Origin of the sequence: Pseudomonas sp. 8BK (assembly GCF_902506475.1) — a bacterium.
Taxonomy (GTDB): Bacteria; Pseudomonadota; Gammaproteobacteria; order Pseudomonadales; family Pseudomonadaceae; genus Aquipseudomonas; species Aquipseudomonas anguilliseptica.
Window position 1 is genome coordinate 2,188,172 of record NZ_LR733252.1, and the last position, 16,193, is coordinate 2,204,364.

At 58.1% G+C, this 16,193-nt stretch carries 17 protein-coding genes, 1 rRNA gene, 1 other RNA gene and 3 pseudogenes; 11 read left to right on the top strand and 11 right to left on the bottom strand.

What is annotated here, in order from left to right:
• The first annotated feature begins 88 nt into the window (after positions 1-88).
• The 5 genes from ACIN8IBEIGE_RS10015 to ACIN8IBEIGE_RS10035 all read left to right on the top strand — a co-directional run bounded on the left by ACIN8IBEIGE_RS10015 (position 89) and on the right by ACIN8IBEIGE_RS10035 (position 5,140).
• Positions 89-1,642, top strand: coding sequence for an NAD(P)/FAD-dependent oxidoreductase (locus ACIN8IBEIGE_RS10015; RefSeq protein ID WP_160014496.1), 1,554 nt, complete (start codon positions 89-91; stop codon positions 1,640-1,642).
• The gene (locus tag ACIN8IBEIGE_RS10020) at positions 1,639-2,523 is read left to right on the top strand and encodes an SDR family oxidoreductase (protein WP_160014497.1); all 885 of its coding nucleotides are present in this window, start codon (positions 1,639-1,641) and stop codon (positions 2,521-2,523) included. The genes ACIN8IBEIGE_RS10015 and ACIN8IBEIGE_RS10020 overlap by 4 nt, the downstream gene beginning before the upstream one ends.
• Before the next feature lie 155 nt (positions 2,524-2,678).
• Entirely contained in the window at positions 2,679-3,128 is a 450-nt protein-coding gene (locus ACIN8IBEIGE_RS10025) for a MarR family winged helix-turn-helix transcriptional regulator (RefSeq protein ID WP_160014498.1), read from the top strand.
• 513 nt (positions 3,129-3,641) lie between these two features.
• Complete coding sequence (locus tag ACIN8IBEIGE_RS10030; RefSeq protein WP_160014499.1) at positions 3,642-4,070, top strand: organic hydroperoxide resistance protein; 429 nt, start codon at positions 3,642-3,644, stop codon at positions 4,068-4,070.
• A gap of 53 nt (positions 4,071-4,123) precedes the next feature.
• Positions 4,124-5,140 carry an alpha/beta hydrolase gene (locus tag ACIN8IBEIGE_RS10035; protein ID WP_160014500.1) on the top strand — a complete coding sequence of 339 codons (1,017 nt, stop codon included), beginning with the start codon at positions 4,124-4,126 and terminating at the stop codon, positions 5,138-5,140.
• Positions 5,141-5,204: 64 nt separating this feature from the next.
• Here ACIN8IBEIGE_RS10035 and ACIN8IBEIGE_RS10040 read toward each other — a convergent pair whose 3' ends face one another.
• Positions 5,205-5,405, bottom strand: coding sequence for a hypothetical protein (locus ACIN8IBEIGE_RS10040; RefSeq protein ID WP_160014501.1), 201 nt, complete (start codon positions 5,403-5,405; stop codon positions 5,205-5,207).
• Between the two features lie 96 nt (positions 5,406-5,501).
• Here ACIN8IBEIGE_RS10040 and ACIN8IBEIGE_RS10045 point away from each other — a divergent pair.
• Positions 5,502-5,867 (top strand): annotated as a pseudogene (locus ACIN8IBEIGE_RS10045) (helix-turn-helix domain-containing protein); the annotation flags it as partial.
• A gap of 344 nt (positions 5,868-6,211) precedes the next feature.
• On the top strand, positions 6,212-6,424 hold the full coding sequence (locus ACIN8IBEIGE_RS10050; protein WP_069516724.1) for a cold-shock protein: 213 nt from the start codon (positions 6,212-6,214) through the stop codon (positions 6,422-6,424).
• A 75-nt stretch (positions 6,425-6,499) separates the two neighbouring features.
• Here ACIN8IBEIGE_RS10050 and ACIN8IBEIGE_RS10055 read toward each other — a convergent pair whose 3' ends face one another.
• From ACIN8IBEIGE_RS10055 to dnaX, 4 genes are all read right to left on the bottom strand, one after another.
• Positions 6,500-7,648, bottom strand: a complete 1,149-nt coding sequence (locus ACIN8IBEIGE_RS10055; protein ID WP_160014502.1) for an acyl-CoA dehydrogenase family protein — start codon at positions 7,646-7,648, stop codon at positions 6,500-6,502.
• Positions 7,649-7,756: 108 nt separating this feature from the next.
• The gene (gene recR / locus ACIN8IBEIGE_RS10060; protein WP_090385944.1) at positions 7,757-8,356 is read right to left on the bottom strand and encodes a recombination mediator RecR; all 600 of its coding nucleotides are present in this window, start codon (positions 8,354-8,356) and stop codon (positions 7,757-7,759) included.
• A gap of 143 nt (positions 8,357-8,499) precedes the next feature.
• The gene (locus tag ACIN8IBEIGE_RS10065) at positions 8,500-8,826 is read right to left on the bottom strand and encodes a YbaB/EbfC family nucleoid-associated protein (protein ID WP_090385942.1); all 327 of its coding nucleotides are present in this window, start codon (positions 8,824-8,826) and stop codon (positions 8,500-8,502) included.
• A gap of 18 nt (positions 8,827-8,844) precedes the next feature.
• Positions 8,845-10,935 carry a DNA polymerase III subunit gamma/tau gene (dnaX, locus tag ACIN8IBEIGE_RS10070; protein WP_160014503.1) on the bottom strand — a complete coding sequence of 697 codons (2,091 nt, stop codon included), beginning with the start codon at positions 10,933-10,935 and terminating at the stop codon, positions 8,845-8,847.
• Between the two features lie 461 nt (positions 10,936-11,396).
• On the opposite strand from dnaX, the gene ACIN8IBEIGE_RS10075 reads away from it, so the two are divergent.
• Both ACIN8IBEIGE_RS10075 and ACIN8IBEIGE_RS10080 read left to right on the top strand, forming a co-directional pair.
• On the top strand, positions 11,397-11,618 hold the full coding sequence (locus ACIN8IBEIGE_RS10075; RefSeq protein WP_090256116.1) for a hypothetical protein: 222 nt from the start codon (positions 11,397-11,399) through the stop codon (positions 11,616-11,618).
• 70 nt (positions 11,619-11,688) lie between these two features.
• Positions 11,689-11,976 carry a DUF3509 domain-containing protein gene (locus ACIN8IBEIGE_RS10080; protein ID WP_160014504.1) on the top strand — a complete coding sequence of 96 codons (288 nt, stop codon included), beginning with the start codon at positions 11,689-11,691 and terminating at the stop codon, positions 11,974-11,976.
• A 32-nt stretch (positions 11,977-12,008) separates the two neighbouring features.
• Here the strand turns inward: ACIN8IBEIGE_RS10080 and ACIN8IBEIGE_RS21180 are convergent, their stop codons facing one another.
• The 4 genes and pseudogenes from ACIN8IBEIGE_RS21180 to ACIN8IBEIGE_RS21190 all read right to left on the bottom strand — a co-directional run.
• Entirely contained in the window at positions 12,009-12,317 is a 309-nt protein-coding gene (locus ACIN8IBEIGE_RS21180) for a DUF6538 domain-containing protein (protein WP_372239984.1), read from the bottom strand.
• An 80-nt stretch (positions 12,318-12,397) separates the two neighbouring features.
• An RNA gene (gene ffs / locus ACIN8IBEIGE_RS10085) (signal recognition particle sRNA small type) lies at positions 12,398-12,494 on the bottom strand.
• 100 nt (positions 12,495-12,594) lie between these two features.
• The gene (locus tag ACIN8IBEIGE_RS21185; protein WP_372240010.1) at positions 12,595-13,374 is read right to left on the bottom strand and encodes a methyl-accepting chemotaxis protein; all 780 of its coding nucleotides are present in this window, start codon (positions 13,372-13,374) and stop codon (positions 12,595-12,597) included.
• A gap of 78 nt (positions 13,375-13,452) precedes the next feature.
• Positions 13,453-14,229, bottom strand: a pseudogene (locus tag ACIN8IBEIGE_RS21190) (MCP four helix bundle domain-containing protein); the annotation flags it as partial.
• A gap of 159 nt (positions 14,230-14,388) precedes the next feature.
• On the opposite strand from ACIN8IBEIGE_RS21190, the gene ACIN8IBEIGE_RS10095 reads away from it, so the two are divergent.
• A complete protein-coding gene (locus ACIN8IBEIGE_RS10095) occupies positions 14,389-14,667 on the top strand; it encodes an HU family DNA-binding protein (protein WP_160014506.1) in 279 nt (92 codons plus the stop codon).
• Between the two features lie 111 nt (positions 14,668-14,778).
• Here the strand turns inward: ACIN8IBEIGE_RS10095 and rrf are convergent.
• Positions 14,779-14,894, bottom strand: a 5S ribosomal RNA gene (gene rrf / locus ACIN8IBEIGE_RS10100).
• Positions 14,895-14,954: 60 nt separating this feature from the next.
• Positions 14,955-15,201, bottom strand: a pseudogene (locus ACIN8IBEIGE_RS10105) (cysteine peptidase family C39 domain-containing protein); the annotation flags it as partial.
• 455 nt (positions 15,202-15,656) lie between these two features.
• Here ACIN8IBEIGE_RS10105 and ACIN8IBEIGE_RS10110 point away from each other — a divergent pair.
• Positions 15,657-16,088 carry an antirestriction protein ArdA gene (locus ACIN8IBEIGE_RS10110; RefSeq protein ID WP_160014508.1) on the top strand — a complete coding sequence of 144 codons (432 nt, stop codon included), beginning with the start codon at positions 15,657-15,659 and terminating at the stop codon, positions 16,086-16,088.
• The last annotated feature ends 105 nt before the right edge of the window (positions 16,089-16,193 follow it).

Consider the following 16,193-nt stretch of genomic DNA (forward strand, 5'->3'; position numbering starts at 1 on the left):
TGAGAATGCTGCTTGCTGGCGAGTATACATTTGTCTACCTTGGTATACAGCTGTATACGCCAGCAATAAACATAACAGGAGCTTGGCCATGAATGCACCCGTCTCACCCCCAACTGCCACCCGCCACTGCAAGGTAGCCATAATCGGCACGGGCTTCTCCGGCCTGGGCATGGCCATCCGCCTGAAGCAGGCTGGTGAACATGACTTTCTGCTGTTCGAGAAAGAAGCCGGTGTCGGCGGTACCTGGCGGGTCAACAACTACCCGGGTTGCGGCTGTGACGTGCAATCGCACCTGTATTCGTTCTCCTTCGAGCAGAACCCCAACTGGACGCGCATGTTCGCCAAGCAACCAGAAATCCAGGGTTATCTGGAAGGCTGTTGGAGCAAGTATCGTCTGCAAAACCACACCCAGCTGAACACCGAAATCACCCGCCTTGCCTGGGATGAACAGCAGGAGCTGTGGCAGATCAGTGACAGTGCCGGTAACAGCTACACCGCACAATTTGTGGTGTCCGGCATGGGCGCACTGTCCACCCCTTCGATTCCGGCGCTCAAGGGCCTGGGCGACTTCACCGGCAAGATCTTCCACTCGCAGCAGTGGGACCACAGCTATGACCTTACCGGCAAACGCGTTGCGGTGATCGGCACCGGCGCATCGTCGATCCAGTTTGTGCCGCAGATCCAGAAGCAGGTCAGCCAGCTTGATCTGTACCAGCGCACCGCACCGTGGATCATGCCCAAGCCCGACCGTGCCATCAGCGAGCGCGAGCGCAACCGCTTCAAGCGCTTCCCGCTGCTGCAAAAACTCTGGCGCGGCGCCATCTATGCCCTGCTGGAAAGCCGGGTGATCGGCTTTGCCATGCTGCCCAAGGTGATGACCCTCGCCCAGAAAGTCGGCAAGTGGTACATCAACAAGCAGATCAAGGACCCGGTCCTGCGCGCCAAGGTCACACCGGATTACCTGATGGGCTGCAAGCGCGTGCTGATCTCCAACGATTACTTCCCGGCGCTGACCCAGCCCAACGTCGACCTGATCACCGATGGCATCGAGGAAATCCGCAGCGGCAGCATCCGCACCGTGGACGGTAAAGAGCGCGAGATTGACGCGATCATCTTTGGCACCGGCTTCACCCCAAGCGACCCGCTGCCGCGCGGCGTGGTGTTTGGCCGGGGCGGCGTCGACCTGCTCGATACCTGGCCAGAAGGCCCGCAGGCCTACAAAGGCACCCTGACTGCCGGCTTCCCCAACCTGTTCTTCCTGATGGGCCCGAACACCGGCCTGGGCCACAACTCGATGGTCTATATGATCGAGTCGCAGATCCATTACGTGCTTGGTGCGCTCAAGCTGGTTGGTGAGCAAGAATTGCAAAGCCTGGAAGTCAAACAGGCGGTGCAGGATAAATTCAACGGCAAGCTGCAGGGCAGCCTGGGCAACACCGTGTGGAATGCCGGCGGCTGCACCAGCTGGTACCTGCATCCGGTCAGTGGCCGCAACTGCACAGTGTGGCCGGGCTTTACCTGGCGTTTCCGCCTGCTGACGCGCAACTTTGACCCAGCGGCCTATCATTTCAGTCGCAAGCACGCGGCACACCCGGCGCAGACCAGCGCTATCCAGTTGACTGCCCAGGAGGCCAGCGCATGAAGTCGTTTGAAAACAAGGTAGCCGCCATCACTGGCGCAGGTTCCGGTATTGGCCGCGCCCTGGCCTTCGGTCTGGCTCGCCAGGGTTGCCAGCTGGCGCTCTCCGATGTGAATGCCGAAGGGCTGGCGGAAACCGCCGCCCAAGCGCGCAAGCTTGGCGTGCAGGTCAGCGAAACCCTGGTCAACGTCGCCGACCGTGAGGCCGTGCATGCCTGGGCTGATCAGGTAGTGAGCGAATTCGGCCGGGTTAATGCAATTTTCAACAACGCCGGCGTGGCCCAGGGCGGCACCGTGGAAGGCAATGACTACGCCGACTACGAGTGGATCATGAACATCAACTTCTGGGGCGTGGTCAACGGCACCAAAGCCTTCCTGCCGCATATCAAGGCTTCCGGCAGCGGCCATATCGTCAACGTCTCCAGCGTGTTCGGTCTGTTCGCTCAACCGGGCATGAGCGCCTATAACGCCAGCAAGTTTGCCGTGCGCGGCTTTACCGAGTCGCTGCGCCAGGAACTGGACATGGCCGACTGCGGTGTATCGGCCAGCTGCGTGCACCCGGGCGGAATCAAGACCAACATCGCCAAGACCGCGCGGATGAATGCCAGCCTGAGCAACGTCACCGGCCAGGACGCCGACAAGGCGCGCCAGCAGTTCAACGATCAGTTGCTGCGCACCACGCCGGAGAAAGCCGCCCAGGTGATCATCAGCGGTGCGCTGGCGAACAAGCGGCGCATCCTGATCGGCCCGGACGCCTACGCCCTGGATGGCATGCAACGCCTATGGCCGGCCTTCTATCAACGCCTGGTGACCGCCTCCATGCGCCTGGCCGCCCGCTTTGCGCCGAAAGGCTCAAGCAAGAAAGCCCAGGCGGCCGTGGAGTAATCGGCCAGCCCACAAGCCCCAGCGCCGCAGGTGTCTGGGGCTTTTTTACGTCTAACGTTTGCCTGCGCAGGATGAACACCGCGCGCATTCAATTGGCATAACAGTAGTTGGCGCGATAAATTGTCGGCACCTGTCCTGTGCCGCTGGAGAACGCCATGGCTACGCAAGCCCCTTGCGCCGAACTGCTACTCGATAACCAGCTGTGCTTTGCCCTGTATTCGACTTCGCTGCTGTTGACCAAGGTCTACAAGCCGCTGCTACAGGAACTGGGCCTGACCTACCCGCAATACCTGGCGATGATGGTGCTCTGGGAAGGTGATGGCATCACCGTGGGCGAGATCAGCAACCGTCTGCTCACCGACCCAGGTTCCGTCACCCCACTGCTCAAACGCCTGGAAGCCGAAGGACTGCTCAAGCGCACCCGCAGCAGTGTCGACGAGCGTGTGGTCGAGCTGTTCCTCACCGACAAAGGCCGCAACCTGCGCGAACAAGCCAAGCGCATACCCGGATGCATCCTCACCGCCACCCAGCAATCCGCGGCAGAACTCGGCGCCCTGAAAGCTGAGCTGGTCACCCTGCGCAGCAGCCTGCAGCAGGCCGTGTAAGCACCAGGCCGACGAGGCTGTCGCCCGCTCCGGTAACCTCGCCGTCCACCTCCCGCCCTCTTAGCGGTTATTTTCCCGCTCGGCTCAGCATCTCCATCCAGCCGCCACGCTCAGAAGCTCGCGCAACCGCCCGCCACGCCTGGCTTATGCCTGAATACAGCAGCGCTTATCGCTAAATGTTCAAAAAATATATCTTGCGCACTAAATTAATGCGGACTAGAGTTCGCTTCATGGAACTGATTAGCGCGCAAAACATTAGCGCGAAAAGACCGCATAGACCTGCAGTTATCTTCATCCAACCCAACAACCTGACAGCCGTGGAGAACCGTTATGAAAACCCTGATCGCTTTCACCGCCCTGCTCGCTCTTTCCGCCCCGGTTCTAGCTGACGACAGCCAGGCAGATGGCAAAGGCCTTTACCCAAGCTGGCTGATCAGCCACGAAGGTTGATCGCCACCTGACACCGCAACGCCTTAAACAAACCAACCCAAACAGCTCCAGAGGATTACCACCATGTCGATTCAAACCATTGCTTACCGTGCCTATGCAGAAGCCACCGGCGGCCGTGACGGCCGTGCCATCTCCTCCGACGGCGTACTCGACGTCGCCCTGACCACCCCGAAAGAACTCGGCGGTGCTGGCGGTGCGGGCACCAACCCGGAGCAACTGTTCGCTGCGGGCTACTCGGCCTGCTTTATCGGCGCAATGAAATTCGTTGCCGGCCGCGACAAGCTGGCGATGCCAGCAGACGCCTCGATTGAAGGTGTCGTAGGTATCGGTGCGATCCCCAACGGTTTCGGCATCGAGGTCGAGCTGCGCATCAGCCTGCCGGGCATGGACCGTGAGCAAGCACAGACCCTGATCGACCGCGCGCACATCGTCTGCCCGTACTCCAACGCCACTCGCGGCAATATCGACGTCACCCTGACGCTGCTCGACTAACCCACCACTCATCCGGCCGCTGCCAGTCAGCGGCCCGCCCCAGGAGGCTGCACATGAACATCAAACAAGGTTTGTCGATCGCCGTACTCGCCCTTGCCGTCAACAGCGCGTTTGCCGCTGGTAGCTCCGGGGTGGAGCGTACTACTCAAGGCTTCCTCAATGCCCTCGCCGCTGGCGGTGGCAAGCCCCTCGAACAGCTGAGCCCGAAAGACGCACGCGCTGTATTGGTCGGCGCGCAGGCCGGGGTCAAGGTCGATGTGTCGGGCATCAAGGTGGCCGACAAGACCATTGAGGTCGATGGCCAGTCGATCCAGCTCAAGGTCGTGCGCCCGACTGATGCCAAAGGCACGCTGCCGGTCTTTATGTTCTTCCATGGTGGCGGCTGGGTACTGGGCGACTACCCGACCCACGAACGCCTAATCCGTGACCTAGTGGTAGGCTCCGGCGCGGCGGCGGTGTATGTCGACTACACCCCATCACCCGAAGCCAAGTACCCGACTGCGATCAACCAGGCCTACGTCGCAACCCAATGGGTGGCACAAAACGGTGCGCAGATTGGTGTCGACGGCAAGCGCCTGGCAGTGGCCGGCAACAGTGTGGGCGGCAATATGGCCGCTGTGGTCAGCCTGATGGCCAAAGACAAAGGCTCCCCGGCGATCAAGTTCCAGCTGCTGATGTGGCCGGTAACCGACGCCAACTTCAACAACGCCTCCTACAACCAGTTCGCCGACGGTCACTTCCTCAGCAAGAGCCTGATGCAGTGGTTCTGGGACAACTACACCACCGACCCGAAACAGCGCGCCGAAATCTACGCCGCACCGCTGCAGGCATCGGTGAAACAGCTGCAAGGCTTGCCGCCAGCCCTGGTGCAAACCGCCGAGTTCGACGTGCTGCGTGATGAAGGCGAAGCCTATGCACGCAAGCTGGATGCGGCTGGAGTCAACGTCACCTCCGCGCGCTACAACGGCATGATCCATGACTTCGGCTTGCTCAACGTGATCAGCCAGATACCCGGCACGCAAAGCGCCATGCAGCAAGCCGCTGCCGCGCTAAAAGCCAACCTCAAGTAACCCGCGTTACAACAAAACGCCCCGACGCGCTTAGCGTGCCGGGGCGTTCTGCTGTTCAAGCGGCCTAGCATTGCAGGCTACGCAACAGACCTTGCTGTAAGGCCTGGCCGAGCACCTGCTGCAACAGCGGTGCGGCGAAGAATGCCTGCAGCGCCGCTGTCGATTGCCAGCGACTCTGCAGCAGCCACTGCGCCGCATCATCCGGCAGCTGCTGCACCTCAAACCGGGAAAGGTCTGCATGGATTCCCCCAAGCCATGCAGACACAACCCCAACTGCTCGGTGCGTTCCGCCCTGGCATGCAGCACTGCGCTATGACTCAGCATCGGCTTGCCCTCCAGGGATACAGGCTCAATAAGGACTGGCCATCGTCTGCACGAAATCGCCATCGTCGATAGCCAGGGCCAACGCATCAACCGCGCCATCGAATGGCTGAACCTGAATTTCGACCAACCGCTACGCATCGAGGATCTGGCCCGTGAAGTCAGCCTCAGCACCTCGACCCTGCATCACCGCTTCAAGGCCGTAACCGCCCTCAGCCCTCTGCAGTATCAGAAACAGCTACGCCTACAAGAAGCGCGGCGCCTGATGCTTTGCGAAGGGCTGGAAGCGGCTTCAGCCAGTTACCGCGTCGGCTATGAAAGCCCTTCGCAGTTCAGCCGTGAATACAGCCGCCTGTTCGGTGCACCGCCGCTACGCGACCTGGCCCGCTTACGCAGCTTGGCATGACACGGCTAAAAATCTCTGGCCGCAGACTGAAAAACAAACGCCCCGGCGCCTTTCAAGAGCACCGGGGCGTTTTACTTGGAATCAAGTTAGCGCTTAAGCAGGCAAAACTGGCCAAACTTCATTATCAGCCACAACATCTGACAGACGCCCAACGCCCTGCAGCCCAGGCCAATAGGGACGTTGCAGGTTATGTGCAGAGAAAAATATGAATAATTAACGTTAAACCCAACACTTCCCGTGAAAACGGCCTATTATGGCTGAGCTGACTTGTAGTTATCAGCAAAACCGCATAGGTGCTATGAGCACTCTGGCACCGCACTTCGTATCGATTTAAGAGACACACCATGGCAAATCGCGAAACTGGCACCGTCAAATGGTTCAACGATGAGAAAGGCTTCGGCTTCATTACCCCGACTAACGGCGGCGATGATCTCTTCGTTCACTTTAAAGCCATCCAAAGCGACGGTTTCAAAAGCCTGAAAGAAGGCCAGACTGTTACCTACGTGGCCGCTCGCGGTCAGAAAGGTATGCAAGCTGAAGAGGTACAGGTGGCCTAAGCCCCTGTCCTGCTTTAAAACAAACCCCGCGCTCGCGGGGTTTGTTTTATCTGGCGGTTGTAAAACCTACCTTATCTATATACCCATCTGCTTGCTGATGATCTCGTTCATGATTTCACGCGAGCCACCACCAATCGACAGAATGCGGTTATCGCGGTACAGCCGCTCCACCAGACTTTCGCGCATATACCCCATGCCACCCATGATTTGCACCGCGTCATAGGTCAGTCGATCGGCAATATCAGTGGCAAAGTTCTTGGCCATGGATATCTCCTTGATCACGCTTTTACCTGCCGCCATCTTCGCGGCTTGCCGATAGGTAAACTCACGCGACACCTCAAGCTGGGTCGCCATCTCTGCCAGACGATGTTTGAGCACCTGAAACTTGCCGATAGGCTTACCGAACGCCTCGCGCTCTTTGGCCCACTTCAGTGCCTCCTCAAGCGCCAGCTGCGCCGTCATATTGGCCATGATCGCCAGCGACAACCGCTCGCTCTGGAAATTGGCCATGATGCAAGCAAAGCCCATGTTCTCAGCACCGATCAGATTGCCTACCGGCACCTTGCAATCATCGAAGAAAAGCTCGGAGGTATCCGATGCCCACCACCCCATCTTCTTCAACTTGCGCCCCACGGTGAAACCAGGTGTGCCCTTTTCCACCAGCAACAGGCTGACGCCGCCAAAACCTTCGCCTCCGGTACGCACGGCCACTGTGTAGTAATCCGCGCGCACGCCGCTGGTGATAAAGGTTTTGCTGCCGCTGACGCAATAGAAGTCGCCATCGCGAACTGCCCGGGTTTTCAGATTAGCCACATCCGAACCACCAGATGGCTCGGTCACCGCCAGGGCCATGATCTTCTCACCTGCCAGCACCTGCGGCACGATACGCTCACGCAACTCCGCCTTGGCCCACTTCACCACAGGCGGCAAGCCGATATCCAGGGAACCGAGCCCAGCCACCAAGCCGCCAGAACCCGAGCGCATCAATTCCTCGCTGGCCGCGACCTTGGCGAATACATCACCTTCATGGCTACCGCCAAAAGCTTCCGGGTAGCCAATACCGAGAATCCCAGCCGCCCCTGCCTTGAGATAAAGCTCGCGCGGAAACTCCTCGGCCTCTTCCCAATCATTGATATGCGGCAGAATTTCGCGCTCGACAAAGCGCCTGACCGAATCGCGCACCAACTGGTGCGATTCGTCGAAGTATTCCTGGAAGGCAGACATGAGGTATTCCCACTGAGTTTTCAGGGAAATTACCAAGCGCTTGCTTGGTTTACAAGAAGAGGATTATGCCATGCACAAGGGCGATCAAGCCGATCGCAAGGCGCGGGCTTAGAGCTGGATAGGCCGACGCCCGGCAATCGAATGCGCCAAAGTGCCGCCGTCCACCAACTCCAGCTCACCGCCAAGCGGCATACCATGGGCAATGCGTGAGGCAATCAGCCCCTTGCCCGCCAACAGCTGAGCGATGTAATGCGCGGTAGCCTCGCCCTCCACTGTTGGGTTAGTAGCCAGAATCACCTCGGTAAAACTGCCGGCAGTGATTCGCGCCAGTAGCTCGGGAATGCCAATGGCCTCCGGGCCCAAGCCGTCGAGCGGCGACAGATGCCCCTTGAGCACAAAGTAACGCCCACGGAATCCGGTGTGCTCGACCGCATACACATCCATCGGTCCCTCGACCACGCACAGCAGGTTGTCATCACGCCGCGGATCCAGACACAGCTGGCACACCTCGTCCTCGCTCAGGCTACGGCACTGCGTGCAATGGCCCACCCCCTCCATCGCCTGCGTCAACGCCTGCGCCAGACGCAAGGCGCCGGAGCGATCACGCTCAAGCATCTGCAATGCCATACGCTGTGCAGTCTTCTGCCCAACGCCCGGAAGAATGCGCAGAGAATCAATCAGGTGGCGGATCAGCGGGCTGAAACTCATGGGAAATACTCGATGACTACTAACGCTTACCAACAAAACCCTACGGGGCTATTGAACCCTGAGAAATCAAGGCTCAAGCAGGCGTGAGCTGAGGATACCCACACCTGCCTGCAGCGCAGCTATGTGCGCTGATCCGATGCTTTTTAGAATGGCATTTTGAAGCCTGGTGGCAACTGCATACCGGCAGTCATACCAGACATCTTGTCCTGGCTGTTCTGCTCGACCTTGCGCACGGCATCGTTTACCGCTGCAGCGATCAGGTCCTCAAGGATTTCCTTGTCTTCCTGCATAAGGCTGTCATCCAGGCTGACACGCTTGACATCGTGACGCCCAGTCATGACCACGCTGACCAGCCCGGCCCCGGATTGACCGGTTACTTCGGCGTTTGCCAGCTCTTCCTGCATCTTCTGCATTTTTTCCTGCATCTGCTGAGCCTGCTTCATCAGGCCGGCCATGCCACCTTTCATCATGGTGTAAGTCCTCGGTAATTAGGGGTTAACGGGAGTGTCCAGGGGTTCAATGCTGTCCGCGCGGATAATTGCGGCGAACTGCTGAATCATTTGTTGAATAATCGGGTCCTGATGGATCGATGCCTCCGCTTCACGCTGGCGATTGGCCCGCTTACGCGCAGCCGCCTGCGCTGGCGTCTCCTGCTCAGGCTTGCACAACTCGATCAGCACCTTGAGTTCACGCCCATGAAACTGATTGAGCGCATCATTCAGGCGCCGCTGCTGGGTCAGGTTGAACAGCGCCGAATGCGCCGGGTCCAGGTGCAGCAACCAGCTATCGCCCTCTGCGCTTATCAGGGTGCAATTGGCCCCGATGCTGCCAGTCATCCCGGACAAACCAAGCTTCGGGAACAGTTCCAGCCAGTCAGCCGCCAGCCCGGTCGCCGGCTGCGCCGCAGGCAAAACTTCCGGTTCGGCAGGCGCGGTGCGCTCTACTGCATCAAAGTCGTAATCAAACGATTCGGCGTCCATTTCGACATAGTCGTAATCGCCCAGCGGCGGCTCATCGTCATCCGTATCGGCGGACGGAGCTGGCGGCTCAATCAGTTGCGGATCAGGCAATGCCGCTTGCGGCGGCTCGGTAGTTAGCGTGACGGACTCTATCGCAGCAACGGCAGGCTCTACGACTTCTATAGCAGGCTCAGGTGTTTGAGCAACCGGCACACTAACCTGCTCGTCCCAGGGCAGATCCACAACGGGCGCGGATGCAACAGGGGCAGCTGTCGCTTCAGCCAGTGACGGCTGCGCGGCGGGCTCGCTGACCGCTTCCGGTGCGGGCGGCAGCACTGCCACAGCCGCTTCAGGCGCAGCTACCGGCACTACAGGCGCAGCTTCAACTACAGGAGTCGGCGGCGTAGACGGAACAGCAACAGGAATGCTTACCGGTGGCGAGACAGCCGCACCGGCCACTGGGTTCGTCGCGGGATCAGCAGTGGCCTGACTGATCCCCAGCGGCTTTAGCGCCACCCTCGGCGCATCGTGGGCATCCGCCGGGCGGAATGCCAACATACGCAACAGCACCATCTCGAAGCCGCTACGTGGGTCGGGCGACAACGGCAAATCACGTCGCCCAATCAAACCCATCTGATAATAAAACTGCACATCTTCGCTAGGCAGAACCCTGGCCAGCTCAAGCACCCGCTCACGATCACCCTGGCCGTTATCCACCGATTCGGGCAGCGCCTGGGCAATCGCAACGCGGTGCAGCACATTGAGCATCTCGGACAACACGCCATTCCAGTCCGGCCCCTGCTCAGCCAGATGCCGAACCGCTTCGATCAAGCTGCGCGCATCACCCTCCAGCAGGGCGTGCAGCACACCGTAGACCTGGCCATGGTCGAGGGTGCCAAGCATGGCGCGCACATCGGCGGCCAGCACCTTACCCTCACCAAAGGCTATTGCCTGATCAGTCAAGCTCATGGCATCGCGCATCGACCCATCGGCCGCGCGACCGAGCAACCAGAGCGCGTCACTTTCAAACGGGATATTTTCCGCCGCCAGTACATGAGTGAGGTGATCGACCACCCGCTCCGGCGGCATGTTCTTCAGTGAGAACTGCAGGCAGCGTGACAACACGGTAACCGGCAGCTTCTGCGGATCCGTGGTGGCCAGGAGGAATTTAACGTGGGGCGGCGGCTCTTCCAGGGTCTTCAGCAGCGCATTGAAGGAGCTGGTGGAGAGCATGTGCACTTCGTCGATCAGGTAGACCTTGAAGCGCCCACGGCTCGGCGAGTACTGCACGTTGTCAAGCAACTCGCGAGTGTCTTCAACCTTGGTACGGCTGGCAGCATCGACTTCGATCAGGTCAATAAAGCGGCCTTCATCAATCTCTTTACAAATCGAACAGACACCGCAAGGCGTAGAGCTGATACCCGTCTCGCAATTCAGGCACTTGGCAATAATTCGAGCAATAGTGGTCTTGCCCACACCACGTGTGCCCGTGAACAGATAGGCATGGTGCAATCGCTGGCTATCGAGCGCATTAATCAGCGCCTTGAGCACATGCGTCTGGCCAACCATTTCGTTGAACGAGCGCGGACGCCACTTGCGTGCAAGAACCTGATAACTCATCGAAACCCGTCACGAGAGGAAAGCAAAAGTGGGGCTAATCCTAACGGAGCATGGGGCAAAATGCATCCGATGCGCAGCCCACTAATGGCCAAGCTGCAGCATTGCCTGCAAATAAACTGGCGAAAAATCAACCAAACAGGTATCATCCGCCTCGTTTGTACCACGCTGTAAGTCAATCAGGCCTTTTGGCCCCCTCGATGGTTTCCAGGTAAGAGCGCATCACCTAAGGGTAATGCCGCACAGCTCTAACCTATATCCCAACCTGCTGACTGATCTGGCCGTCCCGCGCAAGCGCTGACTCAAGCCCGCCTCCGACGTACCGACCCGCACACCGTAACCATCAGGGAACTTGTGCGTGCAGTCCAGCTCCTATCTGCACATGCAATCGACATATTAGGTCGACAGCCTGGAGCTTTATTTAGCGCAATGACGCGCCCGCTGTTTTAGGAAACACCAAAAAAATGAACACTCAACACCAAATTCAGGATGCTATTCGCACCCTTTCAAGTGCATTTGCACCCTTTGATTGCCGCATCCTGGCCGCCCGCAAAGGCAGCTTCAGCTTCACTATCGTCAACGATGCCGGCATCGCCAAGCACAGCCAGCGCCTGTACCCCGGCCAGTACAGCGGCGCACACCTAGAGCAGGTCATCGAACGCGCGCGACAGTCACTAACTGCCTGATTAACGGAGCCCGCGAACTATCAAGCATCTTCGAGGTCTGAAGCTATCACCCTCAGGATGGAGCATGGTCATGGACAACATTAACCGCGAACTCGTTGAACAGCTGTTTGCCCCGCTGCGCGCTACATTCAGCCCACCCCGCCCCGATGGCGGGGTTGTTCTATCTCTGCTGGATGCTAGCGACGCCACTGCATACAGCCGCGTGCTCAGCGCAGCTCAGCGTCAAGACCCGCAAGCCTTCGCTCAAAGCCTTGAAGACATCCGCCTGGAACTTGCCATGCGCTCCGGCAGCATCCCGGCGGATATGCGCAAAGCCTTGAAGGAACAGGACAGCGTGCTTAGCTACCACACAAGCTAGGATCGTTCGGCGCCCTGCCAGCAGCAGGGCAGCTATCCAACACCTGCACCATTGCCTACATATACAGGACGCCTTGCTAGCGAGCCTGCCCTCGCCCGACTCCCACGCACCACCCAAGCGCCCACCGACGGCCTGATGCCTTGAAACGCCCAGGTGCATAGCCACTGAACTTGCAGCAATAGCTCACACCCACGTATCAGGGCTTCACGTCTGCAGCGGGCTTGAAGATAGCGCCGTATCTCCCTGCGACGAAACAACGGGCGAATGACGTCAGGCACCACGATTCGGAAGTAATAGACCGAGTGGCGAGATAACAGGAGGTAGGTTGGGACGGTCGACACGGTTGTATCACTCCTTATACCACCGCGTGGCTTGGAGTGAAAAACCTTTACAAATCAACCAGATAAAAGACTGGAGGCAACCCCACCAGCCACACCTCGGCACACAATGTCACCGCTGCGGCTGCTCCCTTCCAGGCCTGACCGGGTTCACGGCTGATCGTTGCGAGGGGACCGGTAGGGCCACCATAACGCGACTCGCCAGAAGCGAGCCGCGCCATTGTACCGGCTTGGATCGAAGTTACAACCGTTTCAAACACTTAGCTCATCGAAACGCACATCAGACGCGAAACCGGCCAACCAGCGCGCTTAAACCGTGCGATAACTCAGATAGTCGCTGACTGGCTTGAGCACTCTGCTCGGAGGTCTGTGCCGCCTCATTGGACAGATCACGAATGTCGCTGATATTGCGCGCGATTTCCTCGGTCACGCTGCTCTGCTCTTCGCAGGCTGTCGCAATCTGCGCGGTCATATCGTTTATGCGCTGCACCGAGTCACTGGTGTCAGTGAGGGCCTGATCCACCCCGGCAGCCTGCTCGACGCTTTGCCTTGCCTTACTGCTCCCCGAATGGGTCGCCTTCACGGCGTTTTGTACACCGATCTGCAAGCGCTCGATCATCACCTGGATATCCTTTGTCGACTCCTGCGTACGCGCCGCTAATGCTCGCACCTCATCAGCCACAACCGCAAAGCCGCGCCCCTGCTCTCCGGCACGCGCAGCCTCAATGGCCGCATTTAGTGCCAGTAGGTTGGTCTGCTCTGCAATGCCTCTGATAACAGCCAATACCGCACCGATATTAGCGGCCTCTTGCTCAAGGGTCTGAATGGTTGCCGATGCACTTTCAACTTCTTGCGCCAACTGGCGGATCGAATTGATCGTGGCACCTACAACCTGCGCCCCTTCGCGAGACTGCGCTTCAGCACTACGCGCAGCGTCAGCTGCATTCTGCGCATTGCGTGCCACTTCATGTACGGCAGAGCTCATTTCCGTTGCAGCAGTGCTTACCTGGTCAACTGCAGCATGCTCACTGCTGATTAATCGGTCATTTGCAGCCGCCATCCCAGCAAGACTTTGCGCAGAACTTTCGACCTCCCCCGTGACCCGCCCAACCTCCTTGATCAATGGCTGCAATTTATCAAGAAAGCGATTGAACGCATGACTGAGCTTCCCCAGCTCATCGTTGGACAAGACATCCAGACGCACTCGCAGATCGCCATCACCATCAGCAATCTGCTCAATACGATTAAGTAAATTATGCAGCGGCCCTGTCACCAGAATTGGAAAACCAACCACCAATACAAGGCAAACACCCAAACCGATGGCAATAATCACACCCTGCTGCCAACTCAAGGTTTCCCCCAGCGCAATAGCCGCAAGCCCTTCAGCATTCGCCGCTGCATCATCCATCTCACCGAGCTTATCGATAGCTGTACGCATCGCCTCGAACTGCTCCTCACTGCCGCCAAAGCTCAGCACACTGGCCGCCTGCGGGTCACTAACAGCCAACTGCAAGACCTTTTGTGAAGTGGACTTCCAGCGATCAAAACCCACATCGAACTGCGCGACTAACTGCATCGCCTCGCTACCAGGTTGCATATCAGCAAATTTATGTACGCGGTCATAAGCCTGCTGCAAGTTTTCTGCATGCGCAGCAACCAAAGATTCGGCATGCACACTCGCCCCCTCATCAAGCAAGCTGCGCTCCGCAACAAAGGCTTGATAAAGATCACGATCGGCATTCAGCAGCAGACTGATACCTGGCAAGAATCGATTTGTCAGCCTCGTGCTTGAATCTGCCACCTGGGTGATGCCCCGCATCCCCAGCCCCCCCATAGAAACCAACAAAACCGCCAGCAGCATGATCGGTAGCGCAATCTTCCAACGAAACCCTAAATCAGTGAAGGCACGAAGCATGCTGGCTCTCCAGGACAATGGCCAAGTAGCATCAGCATAGACTACCGAGCGAAGTGCCGAATAAAGCCCTACTCCGTGGATACGCTTCAGCTCTGCAGCTTATGGCACACTTGCAGCACAACCTCTATTGCCCCCATATCCGACCCAAGGAGCAGCATCATGGCGATAACCAAAGACCAACTGATCAGTGATATTGCAGAAGCCATAGACACACCCAAAAGCACCGTACGCGCAGCACTCGAACAACTGAGCGAAATAGTCAGTGACGCACTGGAAAACAGTGACGAAATCACCCTGCCGGGGATTGGCAAATTCAAAGTAAGCGAACGACCAGCTCGCACCGGTCGCAACCCTAAAACAGGCCACCCCCTGCAAATTGCCGCAAAAAAAGTCGTTAAATATGTGCCAGCAAAAGCCTTGAGCGACGCAATCAACTGAGTATTCTGGCGCGCTCTTGCGAGCGCGCTTTACTGCAAGACCATTTCTGAATTTATCGTGCGCAAAGTAAAACCCCCGACCAGTTTCCTGATCGGGGGTTTTGGTATAGGTGCTTGACGATGACCTACTCTCACATGGGGAAACCCCACACTACCATCGGCGATGCATCGTTTCACTACTGAGTTCGGGATGGGATCAGGTGGTTCCAATGCTCTATGGTCGTCAAGCGATTCAGCTGGGATGTCGCGATTAGGCGCTATCCCGAATTGGGTATGTGATGTCTTGGNCAATTGCCGGAAGAGGTGTATGACTCAGACGGGAAAGAGAGCTGCGTGCAGACTTGGCTTTGAGACCCAACTTCTTAGACGCCAACAGCATTTCGGCGCGGCCAAACAGGCGGCCGTCTTCGGCGTACTCGTGGGTGAGTTGTTCGGGAGAAGCAGCAACGTTATGAAAACGTGCAAGCATTACCAGGCAGGCAAGGCCGCTATCCACGGAGGGAGTCGCACCCATTCCCGGGTGTTCATCTGTCATTAGCAATCCTTGGCACAGATACCGTTAGGCAAACGGTCGTTTGAATCGAGAAATTAGCGCATCACCGGCTGCCCCGCAAGCGGCGAAAGCAGCGAGATAGACGCTTCCGCATCGTTTGTGAACACGTTCTCATTTGCGAGATAAACGCGCTCAACCCAAACTAAAGTCCAGGTCGATATCCGATCAACGTCGCTCGGCCAGCGCCTGCTTTTGAAGAGAAGCCAGCTGCCTTTCAAAACCGATCTTCCCCTTTCTCTGTGATACGCCGTTATTCAAAGACAGGGATCCTTGCCCCCTCAAAATCAAGATAAATAGACGGTTTCCTCCCGGCCGCTGCGCTGGGTGGAGCCTCCGCGATTCATCTTGATTTTTTCACGACGGCCTTAGTCGCCCTAGTCGGCAGGGGTTCATGCGCAGCGCAAGCGCAGAACCCGGAAGACGAAGGAGCGAAAGCCATGAGCGAACACATCAGGATCTACGTTGCCGATCTAGCCGCCTACAACGCAGGCTATCTGCACGGAGTCTGGATCGATGCCACCCTGGATCTCGAGGACATCCAAGCACAGGTCGACATCATGATTGCGGCGTCACCGGTCAAGGGAGCGGAGGAATACGCCATCCATGATTTCGAGGGTTTTGATGCCTATGGCCTCGGTGAATACGACGGGCTCGAACATGCCCATGACATAGCCTGTTTTATCGAGGAATACCGGGAGTTCGGCGGTGCCCTATCCGTCGACCCAGGATCCGGCTTACGAAAAAGTCCTCCGCGAGTCGCTAGCCGCCATTCAAGCAGATCGAAATGCGCCGGTTACAGCACTACTCGACAGCAGCCGTATCCAGCAGACCCTGGCCAAACCACTTGGCAGCATTTCCCCGATGCATGAGCGCATGGGCATGGAGTTGGCGGTCGGCCTTAACACCTGGCTGAGCGAGTACGACGTCAGCCTCGAACTTTAACCCCCAAAAGATGCGGCTCTGGTACAGAGCCG

Bases quoted from the DNA above. Each gene is read 5' to 3' on its own strand.
- ACIN8IBEIGE_RS10015 (WP_160014496.1), top strand. From the start codon at position 89: ATGAATGCACCCGTCTCACCCCCAACTGCCACCCGCCACTGCAAGGTA.
- ACIN8IBEIGE_RS10020 (WP_160014497.1), top strand. From the start codon at position 1,639: ATGAAGTCGTTTGAAAACAAGGTAGCCGCCATCACTGGCGCAGGTTCC.
- ACIN8IBEIGE_RS10025 (WP_160014498.1), top strand. From the start codon at position 2,679: ATGGCTACGCAAGCCCCTTGCGCCGAACTGCTACTCGATAACCAGCTG.
- ACIN8IBEIGE_RS10030 (WP_160014499.1), top strand. From the start codon at position 3,642: ATGTCGATTCAAACCATTGCTTACCGTGCCTATGCAGAAGCCACCGGC.
- ACIN8IBEIGE_RS10035 (WP_160014500.1), top strand. From the start codon at position 4,124: ATGAACATCAAACAAGGTTTGTCGATCGCCGTACTCGCCCTTGCCGTC.
- ACIN8IBEIGE_RS10050 (WP_069516724.1), top strand. From the start codon at position 6,212: ATGGCAAATCGCGAAACTGGCACCGTCAAATGGTTCAACGATGAGAAA.
- ACIN8IBEIGE_RS10055 (WP_160014502.1), bottom strand. From the start codon at position 7,648: ATGTCTGCCTTCCAGGAATACTTCGACGAATCGCACCAGTTGGTGCGC.
- recR (WP_090385944.1), bottom strand. From the start codon at position 8,356: ATGAGTTTCAGCCCGCTGATCCGCCACCTGATTGATTCTCTGCGCATT.
- ACIN8IBEIGE_RS10065 (WP_090385942.1), bottom strand. From the start codon at position 8,826: ATGATGAAAGGTGGCATGGCCGGCCTGATGAAGCAGGCTCAGCAGATG.
- dnaX (WP_160014503.1), bottom strand. From the start codon at position 10,935: ATGAGTTATCAGGTTCTTGCACGCAAGTGGCGTCCGCGCTCGTTCAAC.
- ACIN8IBEIGE_RS10075 (WP_090256116.1), top strand. From the start codon at position 11,397: ATGAACACTCAACACCAAATTCAGGATGCTATTCGCACCCTTTCAAGT.
- ACIN8IBEIGE_RS10080 (WP_160014504.1), top strand. From the start codon at position 11,689: ATGGACAACATTAACCGCGAACTCGTTGAACAGCTGTTTGCCCCGCTG.
- ACIN8IBEIGE_RS21185 (WP_372240010.1), bottom strand. From the start codon at position 13,374: ATGGCGGCTGCAAATGACCGATTAATCAGCAGTGAGCATGCTGCAGTT.
- ACIN8IBEIGE_RS10095 (WP_160014506.1), top strand. From the start codon at position 14,389: ATGGCGATAACCAAAGACCAACTGATCAGTGATATTGCAGAAGCCATA.
- ACIN8IBEIGE_RS10110 (WP_160014508.1), top strand. From the start codon at position 15,657: ATGAGCGAACACATCAGGATCTACGTTGCCGATCTAGCCGCCTACAAC.